This window comes from Pedobacter sp. HMWF019 (assembly GCF_003061025.1).
GTDB lineage: Bacteria > Bacteroidota > Bacteroidia > Sphingobacteriales > Sphingobacteriaceae > Pedobacter.
Window position 1 is genome coordinate 47,605 of record NZ_QAIL01000318.1, and the last position, 26,484, is coordinate 74,088.

The window sequence follows — 26,484 nt, forward strand, 5'->3', positions numbered from 1 at the left end:
ACTCAAGCACAGCAATGAATAGGCTCATGATAGCTTCATAACTTTTAAAAATCAAATTATATACTAATGAAAAAAATTGTTTCTTTTCTCCTGGTACTGGTGATGGTACAGATGGCTTTTGCTCAAAAAGGCAAAAAGCAGATGAATGTTATTATTGTATCTATTGATGGGCTTCGCTGGAAAGAAATATTTCAGGGGGCGGAAAAACAGTTAATGACTAATAAGAAATATATTTCTCAGGACTCGTCGGATATTTTTAAAAAATACTGGTCAGAAAATCAATTGGAAAGACGAGCCAAATTGATGCCTTTTGTTTGGGGTAATTTGTCTAAGGGCGGGCAGCTGTATGGAAACAGGGAGCTGGGCAATAATGTTAATGTTAAAAATACCTATTGGTTTTCGTATCCTGGCCGCAGTGAAAACTTAACTGGTTATCCTGATCCAAAGGTAAATTCAAATAATTATCCGGATAATCCAAATAAGAATATCCTGGAGTTTATTGATCAGCAAAAAGGTTATAAAGGAAAAGTGGTTGCTTTTGCGTCATGGGATGCTGTGGCCAGGATCATCAACCGGAACAGAAATGGCCTAATGGTTAATAATCCTTTTGAAGACGTTAAAGGGGAAGGGCTTACCGAAAGTCAAAGGATGGCCAATGAGATTCAGCATTACGCGCCTAAAATCTGGGGTGATGGTGAGCGTTTGGATGCCAATACCTATGCCATTGCTAAATCGTATATTATGGCTAAACATCCAAAGGCGGTTTATCTTGACCTGGCGGATACCGATGATCATGCCCATGAGGGTAAATATGATTTTTATCTTGATGATATTCACGGTATTGATGCGATGATCGGGAGTCTTTGGGCTTATTTGCAGAATGATTCTTTTTATAAAAACAATACGGTGTTAATGGTCATGCCGGATCATGGAAGGGGTGAAGGTAAGCAATGGACCAGTCATGGTTCTGGAACGCCGCATTCTAACGATACCTGGTTGATGGTTATGGGACCTAATATCAAAGCTCTTGGTGAAGTAAAGACCAGTTCACAGATTTATCAAAACCAGTATGCTAAAACTATTGGGGAGTTGCTGGGATTTGATTTTACTTCTGTAAACCCAATTGGTGAGGCTATTGAGGGGGTTGTTAGATAAGAGATAAGGGAGTTAAGTAGAAGGTCTGTAGTTGCATTCTTATGCAGCAACAGGCCTTTTGATATATTAGGTTCATTATACAAACAAGACAATTTGTTTTATTTATTTTCACATTAGGATTATTTGAATTATACTTGACCAGAAATATAAACTTGAGGTAGCTTCAATAATAATTTTCTCCAGGCGGAAGCGGAATCTAATATTATGAGAAAGTATAGTGGTCTGACCGATAACGAATTGACTGACTTGTTGAAGTCTGAAGACCATGTTGCGTATACAGAAATCTACCATAGATATTGGGCTTTAATGTTCCGTCATGCCAGAAGGATGCTTAGAGATGATGATGAAGCGACAGATATTGTTCAGGAGATATTTGCCTCTCTATGGTCTAAATGCGCAGAGCTTTCTTTTACTGGTTCTTTATCCTCCTATTTATATGCGGCATCCCGTAATAAAGTCATTGATCTGGTGAATAGGAATAAACTTAAAACAAATTATCTGACCTCTTTGCAAAGCTTTATAGACAAAGGGGAATTTATTACCGACAATACTGTCCGGGAGCATGAACTGGCCCATCGTATTGAAAGTGAAATTTCTCAGCTGCCAAAAAAAATGCGACAGATATTCGAACTGAGCAGAAAAGAAAACCTTTCTTACAAACAGATTGCAGATGTGACCGAAATTTCGGAGGGTACGGTTAAAAAGCAGATTTCCAATGCTATAAAGATTCTGAAAATAAAATTGGGCGGATTGTATATTTTCTTTTTTTAAATCTACCACTTTCGTTCCGGTTGTTCGTCTTACACATAAACAGGATTATAAGACAATCGGATTTATGGAAAGCAAAGAGGCTAAAAGTTTACTGGAAAAGTACTCAAATGGAAATTGTAGCCCGGAAGAAAAGGCTATCGTGGAAAGTTGGTACCTTAATGCGTCTTTACTGGCAAATGATGACGATCTGGTTGCGCCGGATTTTAAAAAAGCAAATGAGAAACTGCAGTCGCGTTTGGGCATTGCGTCTAAAGGACGTGTTAAATTATGGCCGCGTATAGCAGCGGCGGCGGCTATAGTATTCATTGTTGGTGCAGGCTTATCTTATTATTTGCAAAAGCCTGCAAAAAAAATGGAGATTGTTTATGCTAATGATATCGCTCCAGGTAAACACACCGCTACTTTGACGTTATCGAACGGAAAAAAAATCATATTACAGGATGCCTCTACAGGAGAACTGGCCAATCAATCTGGTGTAAGTATCACTAAAACGGCAAATGGAGAAGTAGTTTATCATGTAAAAAATGCAAAAGGCGCTGGTCATACGGCTTACAATACGCTTTCGACCGCTAATGGAGAACAATACCAGATAGAATTGCCTGATGGGACAAAAGTATGGCTGAATGCGGCAACTACTTTGAAATTTCCACTGAGCTTTGCAGGTCTTTCGCAAAGAAATGTCGAGCTTAAGGGTGAGGCCTATTTCGAGGTTTCCAAAGACAAACATAAACCTTTTATTGTCCATTCAGACCGGCAGAATGTTGAGGTACTGGGTACACATTTTAACGTCAACACTTATACCGATGAACCTATTATTAAAACGACCCTGCTGGAAGGATCTGTAAAAGTCAATTCGGGCAGCATCCTGAAACCGGGAGAACAATCTGCCATGGATAAAGCTGGTGCTATTAAAATAGCAAAAGTAAATCTGGATGAAGCTATAGCCTGGAAGAAGGGCTATTTTGAGTTCAATGACGAGAATGTATACGAGATTATGCGTAAGGTTGCCCGCTGGTACAATGTAGAGGTGGTGTATGAAGGAAGCATACCATTGGATGCTATGGAAGGAACCATGTCCCGTTTCCAGAGTGTATCAAAAGTTCTTGAAATTATGCAAAGCACCGGCCTGGTGAAATTTAGAATAGAGGGCAAAAAGATTTACGTGAGTAAAACCTAGATTAAAGAACTGTTAATAAAATATTTAACCAAATAATTAAACCTTTAAATCCAATGAACATGAAGAAAGAACTACTACGACGGTATTCATAACCAAAAAGAGAGGGGGCCTAAAAAACAAAACGTGAAAGTGTTCGTACCACTTCCACGCTAAATGTTCGGGTCACCCTTACCGGGATTTTCATCCTGATAATAACTAACAGAATCTAGTAATAACCCAAACAGAACAAAAGTATGAATTTAAATGCTTTTCACAAGATGGCAGGGCCTGGACAGGGCATGCTGTCGAAAATCATGTTCGTTATGCGAATCACCACATTTTTATTATTTGCGGCCCTCCTGCAGGTGAGTGCCGCCGGACGTGCACAGAAAATAACACTTTCTGAAAAGAATGCTTCCCTTAAAAAGGTCATAGAGAAGATCCGTGAGCGGAGCGGCTATGATTTTTTCTATGTAAAAGACAATTTGAAAGGTGCTAAACCTGTTAATGTAGAGCTGAAAAATGCTTCTATGCAGGAAACGCTGGATGCGCTTTTTGCCGAGCAACCCCTGAGCTATGAGCTTAAGGACAGAGTGGTGGTGATTAAGGTAAGAGAGAAATCTTTCCTGGACCGGATTGTTGCCGTATTTACAACAAAAGATGTCTTAGGACGTATTGTTGATGAAAGCGGTGCTCCTGTACCTGGGGCAAGTGTTAAGGTGAAGAACAGTTCAAAAGGTACGGTAACAGATACCAATGGAAAGTTTCAGCTTGCACTGGTCAAAGGAGATGTATTGCTGATCAGTTATGTGGGATTTGAAACCAAAGAAATTACCTACACGGATGAGAGCTCGTTGAACATTACATTGAAACAGGTTAACAATGCCCTGGGAGAGGTTGTTGTAATTGGCTATGGTGCTGTAAAGCAGAGAAATCTGACCGGTGCTGTAGTACAGGTTAAAGGTAAGGATCTGAATACCAGTGTGGCTTCCAGTTTCCAGCAAACTTTGCAGGGAAAGGCTGCCGGGGTTGAAGTGGTACAGCCTACAGGTCAACCGGGTGCGGGGGTTACTGTGAAAATCAGGAGTAATCCGTCTTTTGCCAATGCTGGTGTTTTATATGTTGTGGATGGTGTTCCTGTTAATGACGCAGCAGAACAGCCCAATATTGGCGGGAGTATTGGCACAAATCATTATGCAGCTGGTGGGGTAGACAAATCACCTTTAAATTTTATCAATCCAAATGATATTGAATCTATACAATTTTTGAAGGATGCGAGTGCGGCCTCTATTTATGGCGCCAGGGCAGGGGCTGGTGTGGTTTTAATTACTACCAAAAGAGGTGCCGATGGTAAAGCAAAGATTGAATATACTGGATCTTATGGCATACAGAGCGTAGATAAAATGTACCCGGTTTTTGGCGAACAGGATTACATGAGGCAGCGCAATTTAATTAAGCAGGAGATCTGGTACAGAGATAATAAAATTGCTCCTTATTATGGAACTGTTCAGGCTGGTACTGTAGCGCCATATACCCCTGTTTTTTCACAATCGCAGATGGATGGAGCATCCAATAACAACCCGTCTGCTATGGATGCCATTGTAAGAACAGGCTATACGCAACAGCACAATCTGTCTCTTTCTGGTGGTAATAGTAAGACATCGTATTTCGCATCTGGAAATTATTTTGACCAGAAAGGTGTGATCATTGGTACCGATTATAAAAGGTATAATGGCCGTTTAAATATAGATCAGGTGGTTTCTGATCAGATTAAGGTTGGTGCAAATATCATTGCTTCCAATTCAGATGCCGACAATACCGTAACCGGCGGAGCAAATGAGAATGGTGGAATTGTTACGGCTGCCATCTATTGGGCACCTTCTGTGCCTTTGAGAGGGGCGGACGGAAGTTACCCTTTAAGCCCTTATTATCCGAATATTCCTAATCCTTTATCTTATGGAACTGTTACAGACAAAACGAAATCAACGCGTTTATTAACCAGTGCGTATGGTGAGTGGACTATTGTCGAAGGATTAAAAGCTAAAGGAAGTTTTAGCTTAGATCAGTCTAATTCGAAAAGGTCGACTTATTTTCCGAGAACTTTTTTATATGGTTTCCAGACGAATGGAGCAGCAAGTATTACAGAATCTGATTCGCAGTCTAAGTTATTTGAGTATACGCTTTCTTATAACAAAAGTATATCAGACAAACATAGCCTGAATGCAGTGGCGGGTTATACCTATCAACGAACAGATTCTGAAAACCTTAGTGCAGCGAACCAAAATTTTCTTTCTGATGCGACTTTGTACTATGACCTGAACGCTGGGCAAGCAGATAAACCTACTGTAGGGTCTGGTAAAGGACAATCTACCTGGGCATCTTATTTTGCAAGGGCTATTTATACCTACAATGGTAACATCACATTACAGGCATCTATACGTAGAGATGGCGCTTCTCTTTTTGCAGAGAATAAGAAATGGGGATATTTCCCTTCTGTATCTGCAGGATGGGTATTGTCTGATGAAACTTTTTTAAAGTCCGTTAAGCAAGTCTCTTTCCTGAAATTGCGTGCAGGTTATGGTGAAACAGGAAATAGTTCCTTTACTGGGGCCGCTTTTGCGCAGTACGGAACAAATTTAAGTCCTTATTTTGGATCTGGGAGCATAAATTCAGGTGTTTCTTTGACCAGGGCTGCAAATCCCGACTTGACCTGGGAAACTGCTGCTGAAATTAATATTGGATTGGATTATGGGTTATTTAATGACAGGGTTACAGGATCATTTGATTATTACAGCAAGACCATTCGTGACCTGATTGCTTATGTGAAATACCCAACTGGGTTTATTATTGACGGCGTATATACCAATGCAGGCAAAACCAGGTCCAGAGGTTATGATATATCCTTACAAACCAAGAATATCGTTCCTGAATCAGGAGATGGTTTCGCCTGGTCTACAAACCTGACTTTTTCTCACTACCTGAATTATTGGGTACAAAGATCTCCTCAGGCCTTGTCGGTACTGGAAAAATATGAGGTTCCTTCTGGTAGTGGTGCTTTATTTAATCCTTTTGTTGGTTACCAGTCTGCGGGTCTGTTTACAGGTCAGTATGGAACTGCACCTAGTCAGATGCCGGGAATGCTTCCGGGGGGCGTGATTCTTAAAGATATCCATGGTTATGATGCGGTGGGTAATCTTACTGGCCCTGATGGAAAGATTACTGCGGCAGACCAAATGTATATCGGAAACAAGGATCCTCAGTTTAATTTTGGAATAGGCAACAAATTTAGTTATAAAAATTTTGACCTGAATATTTTCATGTCGGGACTTAAACAGAAAAAATGGTCGCCTTACCTGGATGGAAGGGCAAATGAGAGAACAACCAATGCTTATGGTTTTAATGCAATGCCTATTTCTGCGAGCAGATGGAGTTTTCAGAATACTGGAGGCAATTTTCCAACTTCATTGTATGATGCCAATTATGGTGGTTACCAGGATGGATCAGATTACTGGCTAGTCAATGCAACTTTCTTACGCTGCAGAAATATTACACTTGGTTATTCCTTACCAGAAAAACTGATGCGGAGACAACATATTTTTTCAAAAGTAAGGGTATCATTTGATGTGCAGAATCCTTTTACGATTACCAATTACCCTGGACTTGATCCGGAACTGGATACATCGAATTTTTATCCGATGGTAAAAAGTTATGTGTTTGGTGTCAATGCTTCATTTTAATAAAAAATATCGTCATGAAAAATCATATATATACAAAATTGTCTAAATCATTATTATCAATCTGTTTAACAGGATCTGTACTTTTTTTAGGCTCTTGTAAGAAAAATTTAGATTATGTTAGTTATGGAGACCTGAATTCCGTAATTAAAACGCCTGAAGGTGCCGGGGCTGCAACTAATGCTGCCTATACAGGACTTGCAGGAGGTGTAGACTGGCAGGGTGGGTGGACAGCCGGTACTTATGCCTGGAGAACACAAGCAATGATGACTACTGATGAAGGTGTTTGTGCCTGGGGAGGTGACTGGGTAAAACTGAATAGTCTGAATTATAATCCAGACTTTGACTGGGTTACTCACAATTATAAAAATTACATGCCTTACATTTCCAGAATTGCGATTAGTCTTGACCAAATACAAGGCATTACCATGGATGATAATTTAAAGAAGCGTTATGTTGGTGAATTAAAGGCTTTGCGTGCACATTATGCTCAGTTGCTCTACTTCAACTATGGACCGGTAAATATAGTGACCGATGCTAAAATTGCTGCAGATCCAAATACTCCGGCTGTACCAAGGCCGGAAAGTTCAGTTACGGTGGCGCAGATAGAAAAAGATTATCTGGATGCGATTGCTGTATTACCTGACCAATTTACCGGTGGTGATTATGGACGTTTTTCCAAGGCAGCGGCGTTAACGGGTCTGATGAAGTTGTATATGCATGAAAAGAACTGGGCAAAAGCGGTAGAGGCTGGAATGAAGATTAAAACCGAGGGATATGCTCTTCAAGACAATTATGAAGATAATTTCAGCATTGCCAATAAAGGGGGGGCCTCAAAGGAGATCATTTTGGCTATTGTTTGTACGCCGACCGGTGGAGATCAGTACACAAATATGTGGCTTGCTCATTCTTTGCCTGCAGATTACAAGGATCCTTCGGGGATCAACCTGACCGCTTGGGGTGGCTATAAGATGCCCTGGAAAGCTTATGATAAATTTGATCAGACTGATAAAAGACTTAAAGTGCTGTTGCGCAAATATCCTATAGGAAAAGATGCGAATGGAAATGTAATCTATAAAGATGCCCGGACTGCGGGTGATATTGGGGCGGTACCTATGAAATTTGCACCTGATCCTTCTAAAGCGAATGCGCAGAACAGTGGTGTTGATTTTCCGATATATCGTTATGCCGATGTTTTACTTATGCTGGCTGAAAGTATTAATGAAGCCAACGGAGGGCCTAGTGATGAGGCCTATAGTGACATCAATGCGGTTAGAAACAGGGCCGGATTGGCGAACCTGGCTTCTGGCTTGTCGAAGGCACAATTTCTGGCCAAAGTTCAGGATGAGCGTCTATTTGAGTTGTGGGCGGAAGGTTGGAGAAAGGACGATCTGATCAGATGGAACTTGTTTACCCAGCGTGCGGCAAACGATGGTTCGGGAACCGCAGAAGCCTTTAAAGTATTACTCCCGCTCCCAAGAGTGGTGATTAATCAAAGTAACGGAGTGATTAAACAAAATCCAGGATACAATTAAAATGAGGATTCTATTCTTTTTACTTTTCATCACTGCAGGGGCTGTTGGACAGACCCCTGCAGTTCCTGCAAATCTGAAAACCTTGGGTACCAGGAGCTGGATCCGGTTAGAATGGACAGACCAGGCTTCTGATCAGCAGGGTTTTAAAGTTTACTGGTCTGAGCAGAACCAGCAACCGCTCAGTCCTGGAGCGACCATAGTTGATGGAAAGCAACGATATTATATACAGGGGCTGAAAGAAGAAACCCAGTATTATGTGTGGTTGGAGGCCTATAACAAAGCTGGTTCCAGTAAACCGATTAGTGTTAAAGTAAGCACAACGAAACAGTGGCAACTGGATAAGGACGAACTTAGTAATCTGGACATCGCCAGTTCAAGTGCTGTTCCTGTCGGAATGGAAATTTTCTGGAATGATGAGTTCAATGATGATTTTCTGAACCGGAATAAGTGGAGCACCAACTATTATTCCAATATCGATTACCTCAAAAAAGACAATTTGTTACTAATGCAGCATGATAGTTTGCCCCAGCCAGGCATGACTTTTAATGGGCACAGCATTAATCTATTTACAAATGACTCTGTTCCTCTAAAAAGTTTTTACCCGGAAAGTGGCAGGAAAATTTCTTCTATCCAAACCTATGATTGGCGGACAAATGAGAATTATCTCGACAACAGCCATGGGGGATATTTTGAGGTTAGGGTTAAACGGAGCAGCACCGGGAATTCCAAAGGGATCAATACTGCTTATTGGTTTGATTCGCCAGGGCCGGATTTGAAGAACTATTTGCAGCAAGGAACTACCTTGGATGGCGTGAAAGGAATCCGTCCGAAAGGCCAGGTTTTTGAGATTGATGTGTTTGAAAATCTGGATGCTCAGTTTGTATTGCATGGGCATGTAGATGAGTATGGGGCTTTTTTGCATAACCTGGCTACGGATATTGCCGAAGGCTTTACCCATGTTGATCATTGGGTAACTCATGGTATACTCTGGACGCCATCTAGCATTAAACACTACATTAATGGCAAGCTGATCAAAGCTTATGACAATAAAAATCAGATCTATTCGCCCAATCATTTTATGAATGTTTTTCTGGGAAGTTATGGTGCGGGTGGTCAGGTAAATATGGAAGTGGACTATATCAGGGCTTATAACTGGCCGTTAGAAAATGGGAATGAGTTGCCTAACCCAGGTTTTGAAGCCAATACAACTTTATTGCCATGGGAAGGAAGCGGAACATTATCTGTTGCTTCTGCGAGATCCGGACAATACGGAGTACTGTTGAAACCCGGTCAAAGTATAGAGCAGTATGTGTATCTGAACAACAGCAAGGATTATGAACTGACTTATTGGGTAAAGGGCACAGGCAAATTGAAAGCTACGGTTGGTAATCTGAAACAGGTTAGTGGCGATGTGGAACAAAGTAAAGATCAAACTATGACCGGAAAATCAGATTATACAGAACAGAGGTTGAAATTTCAAACAGGAAAGGAATATGGTGATTATATGAAAACAGTCAGAGTAAAGTTTACCAATACCGGAGACACTGATTTAAATATGGACAATATTGAAATCAGGAAAAAGTAATTGGCAAACTATTATAGTGTTAAATACTGAAATCCAGACGATACTTGAATTTAAACCTAATATTACTGTAGTCTGTGATTTTACTTACATAGAAACTTATAGGCTCGCCATAATCGGTATTGGAATAGGCGCCTCCTGCAAGTAAGGCTTTTGTAAACAGACTTACGCGATCATAACCCTGAGCAGTTTGGATTCGGCTAACCTCAGCCGTTTTAAAGCCACGCATATAGATCGTAATGACTGCTTCCTGAAGTATTTTTTTATCTTCTGCGCTTTCCTTGCCTGTTTGTGCGGCTTGGAAAGCTGCTTTAATTTCCTGGAAAGCAGCATCGGATTCTATGGCAATGATGGCTGTGCGTCCATAAACGACATCATTTACATATACAGGATCTCCGGAGATGGAGGCGGGATCAACACCTGCTTCAAAAATTTTATAATCGCTGGCGGGAAAGTCAACGGCTATGTCAAACAGGGCTAATTCAAAGTTTACATAGAACCCGGTTTTCTTTTTAATATGTCCTTTGTCGCCAGCTTTCCGGATAACCAAATTTGAAAAATCCCAATTCTTTCTGGTCGACATGGTGATTTCGCTATAGTTCCTGAATTCTGTACCATTGGTGTAGGTAAAGCTGTTGGTCTGTTTCCCATCGGTCTTTAAGGATGTCTTGATAAAATCGGTTGTACCAGAGCGTGAAGGGATGAGTTTCGTCATAAATGGATCGAAACTGGGGGAGGAACTGTAAATCACCAAAGGATTTTGTTTATAGCCACTAAATAAAAATGATTTGTAGTTTGAGTTTCCAATACTGTTGCCCTGGAGTAAAGCACCGGGAAATATAGCGGAATTTTCAGTAGCTGGAAAAGACAATGCTGCTTCGGCTAAATCGTCGCGCATTTGTACTTTAAAAGAGATACCGGCACTGTCTGCCCAGATGCTGTCGGAGAGTGCAGTATAAAATCCGTTTTTTTGCACAACAGATCTGATGGAATCAATTTTAAATGTTTTAGTACTGGCAATTGGTTTAACCGGGGGTGGAGTGGTTGGAGGTGGGGGCGTTGTTTCCAGTTTGTCTCCCTTTTTGCAGGTAATGAATAGTGTAGAGAACAATAAGAAGAGTGTAAAATAATGTTTCATAGATAGAGCGGTTTAATACTACTAATATTTAACTAATTGGGTAAATGATGTTTACAAATATGCAATTTTAAATATTATGCCAAGATTAAACTTTTATTTGTAGCATTAGGCTGCAGGTGTTCCGGGCGAATTAAAATCCTGTAGAAACTGTGTGGGTGTTTTTCCAAATTCCTTTTTAAAAGCTTTGGTAAAATAGGATTGGGTCTGAATGCCTACTCTGTACATCACTTCAGTCATCAGTACATCCTCTTTCGTCATAATTTCAACTGCTTTTCTTAGGCGGATAGACCGCACAAACTCGCCAATGGACTGCCCGGTGATGGTTTTGATCTTTTGATACAGTTTGGTTCTGCTCATTCCAATCTCATTGCACAAGTATTCGATATCCAGATCAGGATTGATGAGTTGCTGGTCGATGATCAATAGAAGCTTATCCATAAATTCGCGGTCTTTTGAAGAATGTACCAGTTCTCTTAATTCAGTCTGATGATCCTTAGAATAATGTTCTCTCAGTTTTTGTCGCTGATCAAAGATGTTCCGGATGGTGATCTGCAAAAGGTTAATGTTTATCGGTTTTGTGAAATAGAGATCTGCACCCGATTCAACACCTTCTATTTCAGCCTCAACACTGTCTTTAGCGGTTAACATTAAAAATGGAATGTGGCTGGTTTCTAAATCGCCTTTCAATAATCTGCAGAACTCTGTTCCGTTCATGCCGGGCATCATCACGTCACTAATAACCAGGTCGGGGAAAACTTCTCTGGCCATAACCAAACCGGCATGTCCATCTTCGGCTTCAGATATATGATAATCATTTTCAAGCGCACCTTTAAGAAAGGATCTTAGTTCGTGGTTGTCGTCTACAATTAATATGTTCCGGATGGTTAATGAAGATATTCCTGTTTTAGAAATAGGGCTTTTAACTGTTGCCGGAAGCCGCTCTTCCGAATTATAATTAATGCTTTCCAATCGGGTACCACCTTTATCTTCACCTTGTCCCCACAATTCTTCCTTATTGTAATCTGTCTTTGCTAAAGGAATGCCAATAATGATTTCGGTACCCTGGTGTTTTTGGCTGGATACCCGGATGATGCCTTTATGGAGCAGGGTTAAGCTCTTTACAAAAGCGAGTCCTACACCAGATCCCATATGAGATTCTGTAATCCTGTAATAACGTTCAAACAGATGATGAATGGAATCTCCGGAGATGCCTATGCCGGTATCTGCAACTCTGATGTACAGATATTCTTTTGCTTCAAAATCACTTTTAATCAGTAGTTGATTTTCATAATAGGGTGGAGTGCCTTCCAGCGTGTCCAGGATATCAAGTGTAATTTCGCCACCTGATTTGGTATACTTTAATGAATTGTTGATCAGATTGAGTATGATTTTCTCGAGAATCTGCCGGTCAAACCAAACCTCTGTAAAATCGCGGGTTTTTCTGACTTTAAATGTAATCTGTTTCTCCAAAGCCATTTCTGAAAACTCTTCTGCTACTTCATCAATGAACAGGCTTAAATTACCTGGAATGACTTTCAGCTTTAAAGCTCCCGTTTCTATTTTTCTGAAATCCATCAACTCATTGATCAGGTATAGCAGGCGGTTGGCATTTCGGTGAATTGTTTTATAGTAGTTTTGGAAAGCGGTTTGCGAATCTTCTTTTAACAAGCGGTCTATTGGCCCCAGAATCAGCGAAAGTGGCGTACGGAATTCGTGGGAGATGTTGGTGAAAAACTGGAGTTGAACCTGATGCATCTCTTCTCTTTTTTTCTCTTCCAGGGCACGAAGTTCCAGTTTCCGCTTAAAGCTTAGTGAAAAATAGGCCAGATATAGAACCAAACAGATGGCCAGCAAACGGAACCACCAGGTTGCCCAGTAGGGTGGACTAATCACTATTTGAACAGAGGTTCCTGTCGTATTCCATACATTGTCGTTGTTGGAAGCACGTACCTTGAAAGTATAAGTTCCAGGATCCAGGTTGGTGTAAGAAGCTTTACCTGTGAGGCGGTTTTCATTCCAGCCCTTATCAAAACCTTCTAACTGGTAGGCATATTTATTGTTTTCTGGTACGGTGTAATTTAGGCCGGCAAAACTAAAAGAGAAGGTGTTCTGATCATAATCGAGACGCAGCTCTTTGGTGAAACTGATGTCTTTGCCTAGTGGTGAGCCCTTTACACCAGGTAAAATTTTATTGTTAAAGATTTGAAATTCTGTGAGGTAAACTGGCGGGACAAATTTGTTGATTCTGATCTCTTCCGGAAAAAAGGAATTAAAACCATTAACTCCACCGAAGAACATTTCTCCGTTTGTCGTTTTCATTACCGCATTGGCTTCAAACTCCAGGCCCTGCAGGCCATCGGCCGTATTGTACTTTCGATAAGCCTGGCTTTCCGGATTAAATTTAATCAATCCTTTAGATGTAGAGATCCAGAAATTTCCTTGTTTGTCTTCCGCGATGCCCTTAATGAAAATGCTGCCCAAATCTGCTTTTTCGGTATACAAACAAAAAGTGTTTTTTGCTGGATTGAACAAGTATAATCCTTTTTGACCTAGCCAGAGCCTGTTTTTATGGTCCATGAACAGCACCCGGAGATCGGGTTTCTTCTCTTCGTTTAAGAAATAATGTGAGATGCGTTTGCTGCGCAGGTTGTAGCAATTTAGCCCGCCATCATCTGTTCCGATCCAGAGGTTCTTTCTGTTGTCCTCGAGCAAAGAAATAATGTTATTGCCTGTTAATTTTGTTCCCTGGCTACCATTTATCAAACGGCTAAATTTGCTGGCTTTTCTTTCAAAGAGGTTTAATCCACCATAGTACGTACCAACCCAGAGGTTGCCTTCTGTGTCTTCATAAGATTTCTGAACGTAATCTGAAGAAATAGAGCCTGGTAAATTGTTGTGGTAAGTGTACCTGCTAAAAGTTCCGGTACTCCGGTTCATCAGGTTTAACCCACCACCCCAGGTGCCAACAAATAAGGTGTTGTTCCGGTCTGCTATTACATCCAGAACTGCATCTGAGCCCAGGCTTGTTGGATCAAAGGGATTGTTTTTGTAATGGATAAATGTTTTGTTGTTGGGGTTGAACTTGTTTAAACCTCCGCCATCTGTTCCAATCCAGATGTGCCCATCGGGATCTGCATAAAAGGCTTTCACGTCGTTATAGCTTAGGCTATTCTTATTGAGTTCCTTTTGTACCAGATTGAACTTTTCAGAACCGGGACAATACAAATTGATCCCCCCACGGTGGGTACCCACCCATAGATTTCCCTGTCTGTCTTCATAAATAGCAGAAACAGTTCTCTGCGAGAGACTAGATGGATCGCCAGGTTCATTCTGATAATGGCGGAAAGTATTGGTCTTGGGGTTAAAAAGATCGAGCCCTCCATTGATCCCTCCAATCCAGATCTCTTTTTTATTTCGGAAAACAATGGCCCTGACCAGGTCACTGCCCAGGCTGTTAACATTTTTATCTTCGTGGCGGTATTGTTTTAAAGCACCAGTGGCGGGGGTATAGCAAAACAGTCCTCTCTCTTCTGTGGCCAGCCACAGATTTCCTTCAGGAGAAGCTGTAATGCTGCGGATTACGTACTTTTCCAAGGCTTGTATCGTCCTGAGTTCCCCGTTCTTTGGACTGAAATGTTTGAGCCCATGGTCGGTAGCCAACCATAAATTACCGGATTGTTCTGCAGAGATGTTGTTTATTGGATGACCAGCTAGAGCCAGGGTACTTTTTGACGAATTTAATAAATTCAGACCACCACCGTAAGCACCTACCCAAAGTCCTTTAGTCGTTTCGGTAATAGACGTAATGATATTGTTGTTTCCTGTTGTTTTATTCGGATAAGAAGGATACCTGATGAATTTGTTTTTTTCAGGATCGAACCTGTTCAGACCATTTGATGTGCCGACCCACAAAGTTTTCTGCTGGTCTTCGTAAATGCATCTGATGTAATTGTCACTGATGCTGCCCTCTTCTTTATTGTGCTGGTAAACCGTTATCTGGTTGCCATCATATTTATTCAATCCGTCACGTGTACCAAACCACATAAAGCCGCGGTGGTCTTGAAAAATGCATTCAATTGTACTATTGGACAAGCCGTTTTCAATTCCAATATGTCTGAATTTTAACGTCTGGCCAGAAACAACTGAAACAACAGAGCAACATAGAATGAAAATCAGGCCTTTTAAAAAAGAGATCATGGAATAACAAAAGAAACAAACGGGTTTATATTTTTATAAAGATAGGAGAATTAGGCGTTTAAACGTCTATATGGCGCTTATATTTGTTGAGTATACAGTTAATATGTCGGATAGGACAAAAAATATGACCAATAGAACAAGCCGAAATGGGGCAGAAGACCTTCATTTGTAGCTGTAAACCTAACCAAATATTGTATGCACAATTCTACTTTTTACCTGAAGGGCAGCTGGCTTCTTTTACTGCTCTTTATCTCTAGTATAAATCTTTATGCCCAGCAAGCGGTTACGGTAACCGGTACTGTAAGATCGGCTGCTGATGGGCTTGGGCTTCCTGGCGTAAGTGTACGTTTAAAAGGAACAGCTAAGGCAACTGTGACGGGGCCGGAAGGTAAATTTTCTATCCATATTCCATCTGGCCAGGGTGTGCTGGAGTTCAGTTCCATAGGTTTCCTCAAACAGGATGTAACTGCTTCTTCAACCATCCTGAACGTTACCCTGCAGGAGGACAATGCTTCTTTAAGTGAAGTGGTTGTAGTTGGGTATGGTACCACACGGAAGCAGGACCTGACGGGCTCTGTTGCTGTGGTCAGTTCAAAGGACTTTCAAAAGGGTAATATTACTACGCCGGAGCAGATGCTTGCGGGTAAGGTTGCTGGTGTTTCGATCACTTCTATCGGTGGGCAACCGGGAAGCGGAAGTACCATTCGCATCCGCGGAGGATCTTCTCTAAACGCCAGTAATGATCCGTTGATTGTTATTGATGGTGTTCCGCTTGAAAATGGTGGTGTTTCCGGAGCATCCAATCCTATGAGTTTCATTAATCCAAATGATATTGAGTCTTTTACGGTTTTGAAGGATGCCTCAGCATCTGCCATTTATGGTGCAAGAGCTGCTAATGGTGTTATTATCATTACCACTAAAAAAGGATTGGGAGGGGAATTAAAATTAGGTTTCAATTCCGTGAATTCTCTCTCTAAGATCATTAAAAAAGTAGATGTACTCAGTGCTGATCAGATTCGGAGTATTGTTAATGCCAGCGGAACACAGAAACAGAAAGATATGCTGGGTGCTTTCAATACCAATTGGCAGGATTTGATTTATCAGGATGGACTGGCTACAGACAATAACCTGAACATCAGCGGCGGGATTAAAAATCTGCCGTATAGACTTTCTTTGGGCTATCAGAACCAAAGGGGAATTCTTCGGACAGACGAATTGCAAAAGACCTCTCTTGCTTTTGTATTAAACCCTACCTTTTTTGACAATCATTTAAAGGTAGATCTTAACCTGAAAGGAAGCGCATTGAAAACCCGGTTTGCGAACACAGCAGCCATAGGTGGGGCTGTAAGCTTTGATCCAACTCAGGCAGTGTATACGAATAGAACGGATTATAATGGCTATTGGGAATGGCTGGATCCAAGTACGCCAAGTGGATTGGTGAACCTGGTGGGAAGAAATCCAGTTGGTTTGCTGGAACAACGCCAGGACAGGTCTAATCCGTACCGGAGCATTGGTAATTTGCAACTGGACTATAAATTCCACTTTTTGCCGGATTTGCATGCCAATTTAAATGCGGGCTATGATGTGGCTACAGGAAAGGGAACTGTCTTTGTAGACCAGAATGCGGCAGAAACCATCAATCGTGCAGGAATTAACACCCAATATAAACAGACACGGGCCAATACTGTCCTTGATTTTTATCTGAATTATGTTAAAGAGTTTAAGTCGATCAAAAGCAGGGTAGATGCTACTGCAGGATATTCTTATAATGACTACCTGACTAAAGTCTATAACTTTGCAGACTTTGATGCCAATGGCAATAAAATTGCCAACTCTGATCCAACATTTCCATTTAACAAACCACAAAATAGGCTTATTTCCTATTTTGGACGTTTAAATTACAATTATGACGAACGTTATCTGCTGACGGCAACTCTTCGCAGGGATGGTTCTTCGCGCTTTGCGCCAAAATATAAATATGCTTTGTTCCCGTCAATAGCCCTGGCCTGGACTTTAAAGAATGAAGATTTTTTAAAGAACAGCAAAAACCTGTCTACGCTTAAACTCCGTGCAAGCTATGGTATAACAGGTCAGCAGGATGGTATTGATAATTATGGTTATTTATCTACCTATAATCTGAGTACGCCTAATGCCTCTTATCAATTTGGAAATGTTTTTTATCAGATGTACAGACCAAGCGCTTATATCTCTAACATTAAATGGGAGCAAACTGCCACTACCAATATTGGTGTAGATGCAGGTTTTTTAGACAATCGCATTACTGGTAGCCTGGACTGGTACTATAAAAAAACAAGTGATCTTTTAAACAGGGTTCCACAGCCTGCTGGTACCAATTTCTCGGCTACTGCAGTGGTTAATGTGGGTAATATGAATAATAAGGGTTTAGAGTTAACACTTGGTTTCGTGCCTGTTAAAATAACAGATCTCAACTGGGACTTTAGCTTTAATGCTACGTATAACAAAAATACGATTACCAATCTTACCGTAGTGCCTAACGATCCCAATTATAAAGGGTTTCCAGCTGGCAGTATCGCCGGAGGGGTAAGCGGACAATATGCATTGATCAATGCCGTTGGTGGGAGTAAAAACACATTCTACTTGTTAGAACAGACTTATGATCAATCTGGAAAGCCAATTGAAGGGATTTATGTAGATCAAAATGGAGATGGCCTGGTGAATGAAAATGATTTTCATAAAGGCAAACCTGCAGATCCTAAGGTCTTTCTTGGTTTTAGTAACAACATGAGCTATAAGCAATGGAGCTTGAGTTTTACGCTAAGGGCTAATTTGGGTAACTATGTTTACAATAACATTAAGAGCCAAACCGGTAACCTGGCTCAGATCACAGGTTCAGCGATTCTGGCCAACGCATCGCCTAATTATCTGGTTACCAATTTTAAAACCCAACAGGTGTTGAGTGATTATTATATTGAAAATGCTTCTTTCCTAAAAATGGACAACATTAATCTGGGTTACAGGTTTGGCAAAATCTTTCAAAGCAAGGCCAGTCTTCAGTTAAGTGCTACTGTTCAGAATGCATTTACCATCACCAAATACAGCGGTTTGGACCCGGAAGTTCCTTTTGGGGTGGATAACAATCTGTACCCAAGACCAAGGGTGATGTCCTTAGGCGTAAATGTTAATTTTTAACCTTTTCAAAGAATCCGATAATGAATACTTTACATAAAAAATATGGCCGTGTTAACTTTTTAAGAATGGTTTCACTGGCCTGCCTCGCCATCACTGTATTTGGGGCTTGTAAAAAATTAGACCTTACACCAACCAACGACCTTACTGCAGATAAAGTTTATGCTACCCCTGCAGGTTACAAGCAAGCACTGGCCAAAGTGTATGGCGCTTTCGCGCTTACGGGCAATGCCACTACTGGTCAGCAGGATATTCCGGTAGAAATCATTAAAGATGAGGGAAATTCAGACTTTTTGAGACTGTATTGGAATTTGCAGGAACTGACTACCGATGAAGCTGCCTGGTCCTGGCAGAGTGATGCGGGTATCCAGGGACTTCATGAGCTGAGCTGGTCTTCCATCAATTCTATTATTAATGGATTGTATTACAGATCTTTTTTTCAGATTACCCTATGTAATGATTTCATCAGGCAATCTTCAGACGATAATATCGCTAAAAGAGGGATTAGTGGGGCAGATGCAGACGATATTAGAAAGTACAGGGCTGAATCCCGTTTTCTTAGAGCTTATCAATATTGGATACTGATGGATATCTATGGCAATCCGCCTATGGTTACTGAGGCAATAGAGATTGGGGGAAAAGATTTTCCTAAACAGATTCAACGTAAAGATCTGTTTACGTATATAGAATCAGAGTTAAAGGCTATTGAAAATGACCTTGCTGCACCTAAAACAAATGAATACGGCAGGGCAGACCGGGCTGCTGCCTGGGCTTTATTATCGAGAATGTACCTCAATGCTGAAGTCTATACAGGCAGCCCGAAGTATACTGAGGCCATTAACTATTGCAATAAAATTACACAGGCTGGTTATACTTTACACAATAACTACCGCGAATTGACCATTGCTGACAATTACCTGAATACGGACGAGTTTATTCTGACCATCAATTATGATGGAACGAGTACCCAGAATTATGGCGGTACTACTTACCTGATGCATGGGCCGGCCCATGTACCGGCAGAGGTTTCCGGGTCTAACGGAGATTGGGGCGGATTGCGTTTTACGGAGAATTTTGTGAATCTTTTTGCAGATAAAACGGGTAATACAGATTCCAGGGCGCAGTTTTACATGACTGGTCAGAATTTGGAAATGACGGAACTATATGTCTCCACAGACGGATATTCGAGCATGAAGTTCAGGAATAAAACCCGGTCGGGGGGACCCGCACCTCATCAGGATGCCGCTAAAGACTTTTCTGATATTGATTTTCCGTTGTTCAGACTTGGTGAAACTTATTTGATTTATGCAGAAGCTGTATTAAGAGGTGGATCGGGTGGAAGTTTAAGCACAGCGCTAGATTATATCAACAGGCTTCGTACAAGAGCTTATAATGGCAGTACTGTGGGGAATATCAGTTCGACAGCCTTGACTACAGATTTTATTCTGGACGAAAGGGGGCGTGAATTGTATTACGAAGCGTTTAGAAGAACAGATCTGATCCGCTACAATAAGTTCACCACTAATGCGTACTTATGGGCCTGGAAAGGCGGTGTGAGGGCAGGTACTTCTGTAGCTGCTAAGTTCAATCTATTTCCTTTGCCGCCAACGGACCTTTCTGCCAATCCTAATTTAACTCAAAACACAGGTTATTAATCTAGTTCCGCAATCATGAAGAATTTAATGAATCGGTTTTTACTGATGATCTCTTTACCTCTTCTTTTTACTGCTTGTAAAAAGGAGCAAAGCCAAAATATCGTCATTCCGCCAGCTGCAGGTACACTGGCTTTCAGCAGTTCGGCCAGTAGTGTGGTCCTTTCAGAAGCTACAGATGCTGTAAAGGTGGTTACTTTTAGTTTCAAGGCCGCCGATTATGGTATTAAGGTAGTACCCACTTATACTTTGCAATTTGATGTACCCTCAGATACGAGCGGTGCCAATGCCTGGTCCAATGCGGTCAACGTTAAACTTGCTGCTGATAGCCTTAAAAAGACCTACCTCGGTGCAGATTTTAATGCCTTATTAGCGGTACAGATGATGTTGCCTGTTGATGTGAGCAGCACTATTGTTGTTCGTTTAAAAACAGAACTGAACCAAAACACAGGCGTACAATCTACGGTTAAACCCAGCTATTCTGTGTTGAAAATGAATGTAACCCCGTACAAGTCTATGGTGGAATATCCGGCGCTGCTGGTTAAGGGTGGAAATTCATGGAAAACTCCAGCTGAAAGAACAGATGGTTTTATTTTAACTTCGGCGAAGTTTAATGCGAAGTACGAGGGTTATATCGATCTGCCAAATGCAGATGGATGGGGTGGGGATGCCTTTCAGCTGATATCCAGTAAAGATGCAAAGACTTATGGCTGGGGTACAGATGCAAATACCTTAAGTCTTGGAGGGGGCAATTTGTGGTTAACTCCATCACCTGCCTATACCAAAGTTAACGTAGACCTGGATGCTTTGACGATCAATTATACCGCAGTAAAATTCTTCATTTCGGGAGATGATAATGGCTGGAGTACTTCTGCAACTCCAATGATATACAATGCCACTACAAAGAAATGGACGGCTGCCAATGTGAGCCTTACTGAAGGAAAAGGATTTGCATTTACATCTAACGGGGGGTATGACATCAGCTATAAGTTAGACGATAAAGGAACATTGATTTTTGCCGGAGCGCCTACCTGGGGCGGCATCAATATTCCTGTTCCTAAAACTGGTGTGTTTACAGTAACTTTAGATCTAAGTGCCGGCGATGGAAATTATACCTATTCAATTAAATAAGAAGAAAATGAAACTCAATTCTATATACGGCGCTAAGAATTTAAGCATCTTGTTCCTGGCCATTATTTTTGCAGCAGGCTGCAAGAAAACTCCAAAAGGAGATACACAGATTTACCCTTTACCAGATCCTCCGGGCACGTATGCAAAAGGGGCAGATGTGAGTTGGGTAAGTGAAATGGAAGCTGGAGGTAAGAAATTTTACAATAGTGCTGGTATACAGCAGGACCTGTTTAAGATCTTAAGTGATAAAGGTATTAATTCCATCCGGCTGAGGGTATGGGTAAACCCGTCCTCGGGCTGGTGTAATACAGCCGATGTACTCGCCAAAGCTAAACGCGCTAAGGCCATGAACATGCGTGTACTGGTCGATTTTCATTATAGCGATACCTGGGCGGATCCTGGCCAGCAGATCAAACCGGCCGACTGGGTTTCCCAGGACATTACCGCTTTGAAAACATCGGTCTATAGTCATACTGTAGACGTACTAACGACCTTAAAAAACAATAAGATTATACCGGAATGGGTGCAGGTGGGTAATGAAACAAATAATGGCATGCTTTGGGAACAGGGCAAAGCCTCGCTCAGTATGAAAAATTTCGCAGATCTGGTGCTTTCTGGCTATAATGCAGTGAAATCTGTGAACCCAAGTTCAAAGGTGATTGTGCATTTGTCTAACGGATATGATAATTCCTTATTCAGATGGATGTTTGATGGCTTGAAAAGCAATGGGGCTAAATGGGATGTGATTGGCATGTCTCTATATCCCTCGGCAACAGATTGGGCAACAAAAAATACGCAATGCCTGGCAAACATGACCGATATAATTTCCCGTTATGGTTCGGAGATTATGATCTGTGAGATTGGAATGCCTGTGGCCGAGGCTGCAGCGTCTAAATCTTTTATTGCCGACTTGCTGGCTAAAACTAAAGCGCTTCCTAATCAAAAAGGGCTGGGTGTATTTTACTGGGAGCCAGAATCTTATAATAGCTGGAATGGCTATAAACTAGGTGCATTTGACGACACAGGTAAACCAACTGCGGCACTTGATGCTTTTTTACCATAATTAAAACCGCGATGACAGAAAAAAAGATTTTATTACTTGCCGTAGCTTCCTTATTTGCCTCATCTGCGGTAGCACAGTCTCCTAAAACCACAGTTGCAAAACAAGGTGTTTATATAGATGCGCAGGGAATTATGCGCTGGGAAAAAGATAAAAAAGAAGCCTCCTTTTTCGGGGTTAACTATACGGCACCTTTTGCTTATGGTTACCGGTCCATTAATCGGCTTGGTCTTTCTGTGGAGCAGGCTATAAAGGATGATGTGTACCATTTTTCCCGTCTTGGGCTCGATGCTTTCAGGGTTCATGTCTGGGATGCCGAAATTTCTGATGCTGCAGGCAATCTGGTCTCTAATGAACATCTGAAGTTATTTGATTTTCTGATTGCAGAGCTTAAAAAAAGAAATATTAAAACCATTATTACCCCGATTGCTTTCTGGGGTAATGGTTATCCTGAAAAAGACGAAAACACAGGCAGTTTTTCTGCTAAATATGGAAAAAAAACGGCTTTGGTAGAAGAAGAGGCCTTTAAGGCACAGGAAAGATACCTTAGTCAGTTTTTTAAGCATAAAAACCAATATACAGGGCTTACTTATGAACAGGACCCTGATATTATTGCAACAGAGATTAACAATGAACCACAGCACAGTGGTCCAAAAGAACGAACAACAGAGTATATCAACCGCATGGTTAAGGCCATTCGAAATACAGGTTGGACCAAGCCTGTGTTTTACAACATTAGTGAATCTCCAAAATATGCTGATGCGATAGTGAAAGCCGATGTTCAGGGACATAGTTTCCAGTGGTATCCAACTGGACTGGTGGCTGGACATACTCAGAAAGGAAACTATTTGCCAAATGTGTCTAAATATACAATCCCTTTTGACAGTATTCCGGGTTTTAACAACAGGGCCAGGATGGTGTATGAATTTGATGCTGCAGATGTTTTGGCTGCGTATATGTATCCTGCTATGGCGCGAAGTTTCAGAACTGCAGGATTTCAGTGGGCAACCCAATTTGCCTATGATCCAATGGCTACGGCCTCTACGAATGTAGAATACCAAACTCACTACTTAAATTTAGCTTATACCCCGGCCAAGGCCATTAGTCTGCTCATCGCTTCAAGGGCTTTTCACCAATTGCCAAGACTGAAAAAGTATGCTACAGATACTTCATTTGATGCTTTTCGTTTGGATCCTGAGACTTCTCTGAGTGAAATGAACACAGCCGAGGAGTTCTACTATTCCAATACAACAACTTCAACACCGGTAGATAGTACCTCCTTGCGTCATATTGCTGGGGTTGGCAATTCTGGAGTAATCCAGTATGAAGGTACAGGAGCTTATTTTATAGACCGGGTGGCTGAGGGGATCTGGAGGTTGGAGGTGATGCCTGATGCTGCTTTTATCCGTGATCCTTTTGAAAGAAATGTTCCTGAAAAGGAGGTCGCCAGGATCAGGTGGCAAAATCACCTGATGAAATTGAACCTTCCAGACTTAGGGCAGGATTTTCAGGTTAGTGGGATTAATGGCTCTGCAGGTTCTGGTTCGGGAGCTGCGGGATATCAATTTAGGGTATCTCCAGGTGTATACTGGCTGGTAAAAAAAGGAAAGCAAAATACTTTTACTGCCCAAAGCCGTATTGGTCAGATTAAGGCAGGGGAGTTTGTGGCGCCGAAAGCATCCGGAATTCATTTGTTCAGCCCCTTTGCCGACAAAGACAAAGTTATTGTGTACAATCCGGACTGGAACAACAAGGCACTGGAATATGTGCATGGAGAAATTCCAGTTCCAACCCTATTGAGGTTGAAACTGGATACAACAGAGGCGAGCCCGCTGATTGGTATCCAGAGTTTTGTGGAAGATCAGCTTGGACTCAGCCCTGAAGAAAGCACGGCTTTGAAAACCATAGTTATCCGGGCCAGAACGGGAAATACAACGCCTCTGAAGATCAAATTTGGTTTCATCACCAAACAAGGTGATTTCTTTTCTGCGGAAGCTATGGCAGGCGGTGAGTTTTCTGATATAGAAATTCCCCTGAGCACTTTACAGAAAGATGCCCAACTGCTGTTGCCCAGACCTTATCCTGGATTTTTACCCTTATACTACAGATCTGAAAATGATCATGCTTTTAATTTACAAGATGTACAGAAGCTGGAGCTCACCTTTGGTTACGGCCTGAAAAACAAGGGGAATACAGAACCTAATACCCTGGAAATTACATCCATTTACCTTAAATAACATTGACTACAGAATATGCGCCGATTTACAGGATTTTTTCTGCTGATGCTGATTGCTCAGCTATTTGCCCCTAAACCCTTAGCTGCCCAGCAGCATAGCCTTCCACGAAGAATTAATTTTGATGAAGACTGGAGGTTCAGTTTTGGCCACGCGGCTGATCCATCTAAAGATTTTAATTATAAGGTAGCCAATCTTTTTGCAAAATCCGGGAAAGCGGAAAACACAGCAATAGATCCAAAATTTAATGATGCTGGCTGGAGGAAATTGAATGTTCCTCATGACTGGGCGCCAGAACTGCCTTTTGTTCAATCTGCAAATGCAGATGTTCTGGCCCATGGTTATAAGCCCATAGGCGGTTTATTTCCAGAAACCAGTATTGGTTGGTACCGTAAACATTTCCTGGTTTCGAAAGCAGATTCCGGGCAACGTTTCCAGATTCAGTTTGATGGAATTTTCAGGGATGTAGAAATCTGGATCAATGGATTTTACCTGGGTAATCATCAAAGCGGTTATCTTGGTGTACAGTATGATCTAACAGATTACCTGAATTTTGGGAAAGAGAATGTATTGGTGGTACGGGTAAATGCTACTCAGTATGAGGGTTGGTTTTACGAAGGGGCCGGTATTTACCGTCATGTCTGGTTAAATCAGTACCATAATCTGCATATTCCGAAAGAGGATGTTTTTGTACATGCGGCGGTAGTGCAGGAGAAAGCCAAAATCACTGTTGAAACCGGACTTAAAAATCTGGGACTTGAGGCAGGTCAGGTCAAACTGTATACCTATCTCGCCGATCGGAATGGAAAAAAGCTAGCCGAAAGCCAGGCCCAGGCGCTGAGTTTGGCCATAAACGGACAAGCTTCCGTTCAACAAGTCATAGAACTGGATAAACCTCGGTTATGGTCTTTAGAAGATCCTTATTTATACAAGGTTGTTTCTGTATTAAAATCGGGAGGTCGTGTATTGGACAGTGTGGTGACCCGTTATGGCGTCCGAACCATTAAAGTCGATCCGGAAAAAGGACTCTTTCTCAATGGGAAACACGTAAAGATCAAGGGTACGAATAACCATCAGGATCATGCGGGCCTTGGAAGCGCTTTGCCCGACTACCTTCAATATTACCGTATTGGTCTGCTAAAAGAAATGGGATGCAATGCCTACCGAACCAGTCATCATGCGCCGACACCTGAGCTGCTTGAGGCCTGTGATAGTCTAGGAATGCTGGTGATGGATGAGCAGCGATTGCTGAACAGCAGCCCCGAGTATATGTCGCAATTTGAACAGCTGATCAAAAGGGACCGGAACCACGCCAGTGTGTTCATGTGGTCTATTGGTAATGAAGAAGGTTTGATTCAAACCAATTCCATTGGTAAACGTATTGCTCAGACTTTACTGGCTAAACAAAATGAACTTGATCCATACCGTACCAGTACTTATGCTGCCGATTTAGCTAATGTGTTTACCGGCGTTAATGAGGTGATTCCGGTTCGCGGATTCAATTACCGTCAGTTTGCTGTTGCAGATTACCACAGGGATCATCCTGGTCAACCTGTGATTGGAACAGAAATGGGTAGTACGGTGACAACAAGGGGGATTTATGTAAAAGATTCTATTGCAGGTTATGTGCCGGACCAGGACATTACGGCCCCATGGTGGGCAAGCAAGGCTGAGGACTGGTGGACACTGGCGGCCGAGAATCCGTATTGGATGGGCGGTTTTATCTGGACCGGATTTGATTACCGTGGCGAACCTACACCTTATGAATGGCCTAATATCAATTCACATTTTGGTGTAATGGATATTTGTGGCTTTCCTAAAAATATATACTATTATTATCAATCCTGGTGGACCGATCAGGACGTGCTACACCTTTCGCCGCATTGGAACTGGAAAGGAAAAGAAGGGCAGCCTGTAGAGGTTTGGGTAAATACCAATGCGGAAACTGTAGAACTGTTTTTGAACGGGAAA

At 41.7% G+C, this 26,484-nt stretch carries 14 protein-coding genes; 12 read left to right on the forward strand and 2 right to left on the reverse strand.

The features are described from left to right. Window positions 1–66 precede the first annotated feature (66 nt). The 6 genes from DBR11_RS17985 to DBR11_RS18010 all read left to right on the forward strand — a co-directional run bounded on the left by DBR11_RS17985 (window position 67) and on the right by DBR11_RS18010 (window position 9,936). Window positions 67–1,155: a phosphoglyceromutase gene (locus tag DBR11_RS17985; protein ID WP_108554026.1), complete on the forward strand. Its 1,089-nt coding sequence runs from the start codon at window positions 67–69 to the stop codon at window positions 1,153–1,155. Between the two features lie 204 nt (window positions 1,156–1,359). Next, complete coding sequence (locus tag DBR11_RS17990) at window positions 1,360–1,926, forward strand: RNA polymerase sigma factor (protein WP_108554027.1); 567 nt, start codon at window positions 1,360–1,362, stop codon at window positions 1,924–1,926. 64 nt (window positions 1,927–1,990) lie between these two features. Next, window positions 1,991–3,103, forward strand: coding sequence for a FecR family protein (locus DBR11_RS17995; protein WP_108554028.1), 1,113 nt, complete (start codon window positions 1,991–1,993; stop codon window positions 3,101–3,103). A gap of 233 nt (window positions 3,104–3,336) precedes the next feature. Then, a complete protein-coding gene (locus tag DBR11_RS18000) occupies window positions 3,337–6,819 on the forward strand; it encodes a TonB-dependent receptor (RefSeq protein ID WP_108554029.1) in 3,483 nt (1,160 codons plus the stop codon). Between the two features lie 14 nt (window positions 6,820–6,833). Next, a complete protein-coding gene (locus DBR11_RS18005) occupies window positions 6,834–8,351 on the forward strand; it encodes a RagB/SusD family nutrient uptake outer membrane protein (protein WP_108554030.1) in 1,518 nt (505 codons plus the stop codon). Window position 8,352: 1 nt separating this feature from the next. Further along, the gene (locus tag DBR11_RS18010; RefSeq protein ID WP_108554031.1) at window positions 8,353–9,936 is read left to right on the forward strand and encodes a fibronectin type III domain-containing protein; all 1,584 of its coding nucleotides are present in this window, start codon (window positions 8,353–8,355) and stop codon (window positions 9,934–9,936) included. 19 nt (window positions 9,937–9,955) lie between these two features. On the opposite strand, the gene DBR11_RS18015 is transcribed toward DBR11_RS18010, so the two are convergent. Both DBR11_RS18015 and DBR11_RS18020 read right to left on the reverse strand, forming a co-directional pair. Further along, entirely contained in the window at window positions 9,956–11,071 is a 1,116-nt protein-coding gene (locus tag DBR11_RS18015) for a thiol-activated cytolysin family protein (RefSeq protein WP_108554032.1), read from the reverse strand. A gap of 105 nt (window positions 11,072–11,176) precedes the next feature. Then, window positions 11,177–15,268, reverse strand: a complete 4,092-nt coding sequence (locus DBR11_RS18020) for a two-component regulator propeller domain-containing protein (RefSeq protein WP_108554033.1) — start codon at window positions 15,266–15,268, stop codon at window positions 11,177–11,179. Window positions 15,269–15,463: 195 nt separating this feature from the next. Here DBR11_RS18020 and DBR11_RS18025 point away from each other — a divergent pair, with 195 nt between their 5' ends. The 6 genes from DBR11_RS18025 to DBR11_RS18050 form a co-directional block, all read left to right on the forward strand. Next, window positions 15,464–18,439 (forward strand): TonB-dependent receptor, encoded by a 2,976-nt coding sequence (locus DBR11_RS18025; protein ID WP_108554034.1) that lies wholly within the window; start codon window positions 15,464–15,466, stop codon window positions 18,437–18,439. Window positions 18,440–18,459: 20 nt separating this feature from the next. After that, the gene (locus tag DBR11_RS18030; protein WP_199233876.1) at window positions 18,460–20,091 is read left to right on the forward strand and encodes a RagB/SusD family nutrient uptake outer membrane protein; all 1,632 of its coding nucleotides are present in this window, start codon (window positions 18,460–18,462) and stop codon (window positions 20,089–20,091) included. Window positions 20,092–20,106: 15 nt separating this feature from the next. Continuing rightward, entirely contained in the window at window positions 20,107–21,219 is a 1,113-nt protein-coding gene (locus DBR11_RS18035; protein ID WP_108554035.1) for a SusE domain-containing protein, read from the forward strand. 7 nt (window positions 21,220–21,226) lie between these two features. Next, window positions 21,227–22,282 (forward strand): glycosyl hydrolase 53 family protein, encoded by a 1,056-nt coding sequence (locus DBR11_RS18040; protein WP_108554053.1) that lies wholly within the window; start codon window positions 21,227–21,229, stop codon window positions 22,280–22,282. Between the two features lie 11 nt (window positions 22,283–22,293). Further along, a complete protein-coding gene (locus tag DBR11_RS18045) occupies window positions 22,294–24,516 on the forward strand; it encodes a cellulase family glycosylhydrolase (protein ID WP_108554036.1) in 2,223 nt (740 codons plus the stop codon). A 15-nt stretch (window positions 24,517–24,531) separates the two neighbouring features. Further along, window positions 24,532–26,484 (forward strand): glycoside hydrolase family 2 TIM barrel-domain containing protein (locus DBR11_RS18050; protein ID WP_158275322.1); only part of this gene is annotated, 1,953 nt, incomplete at its 3' end.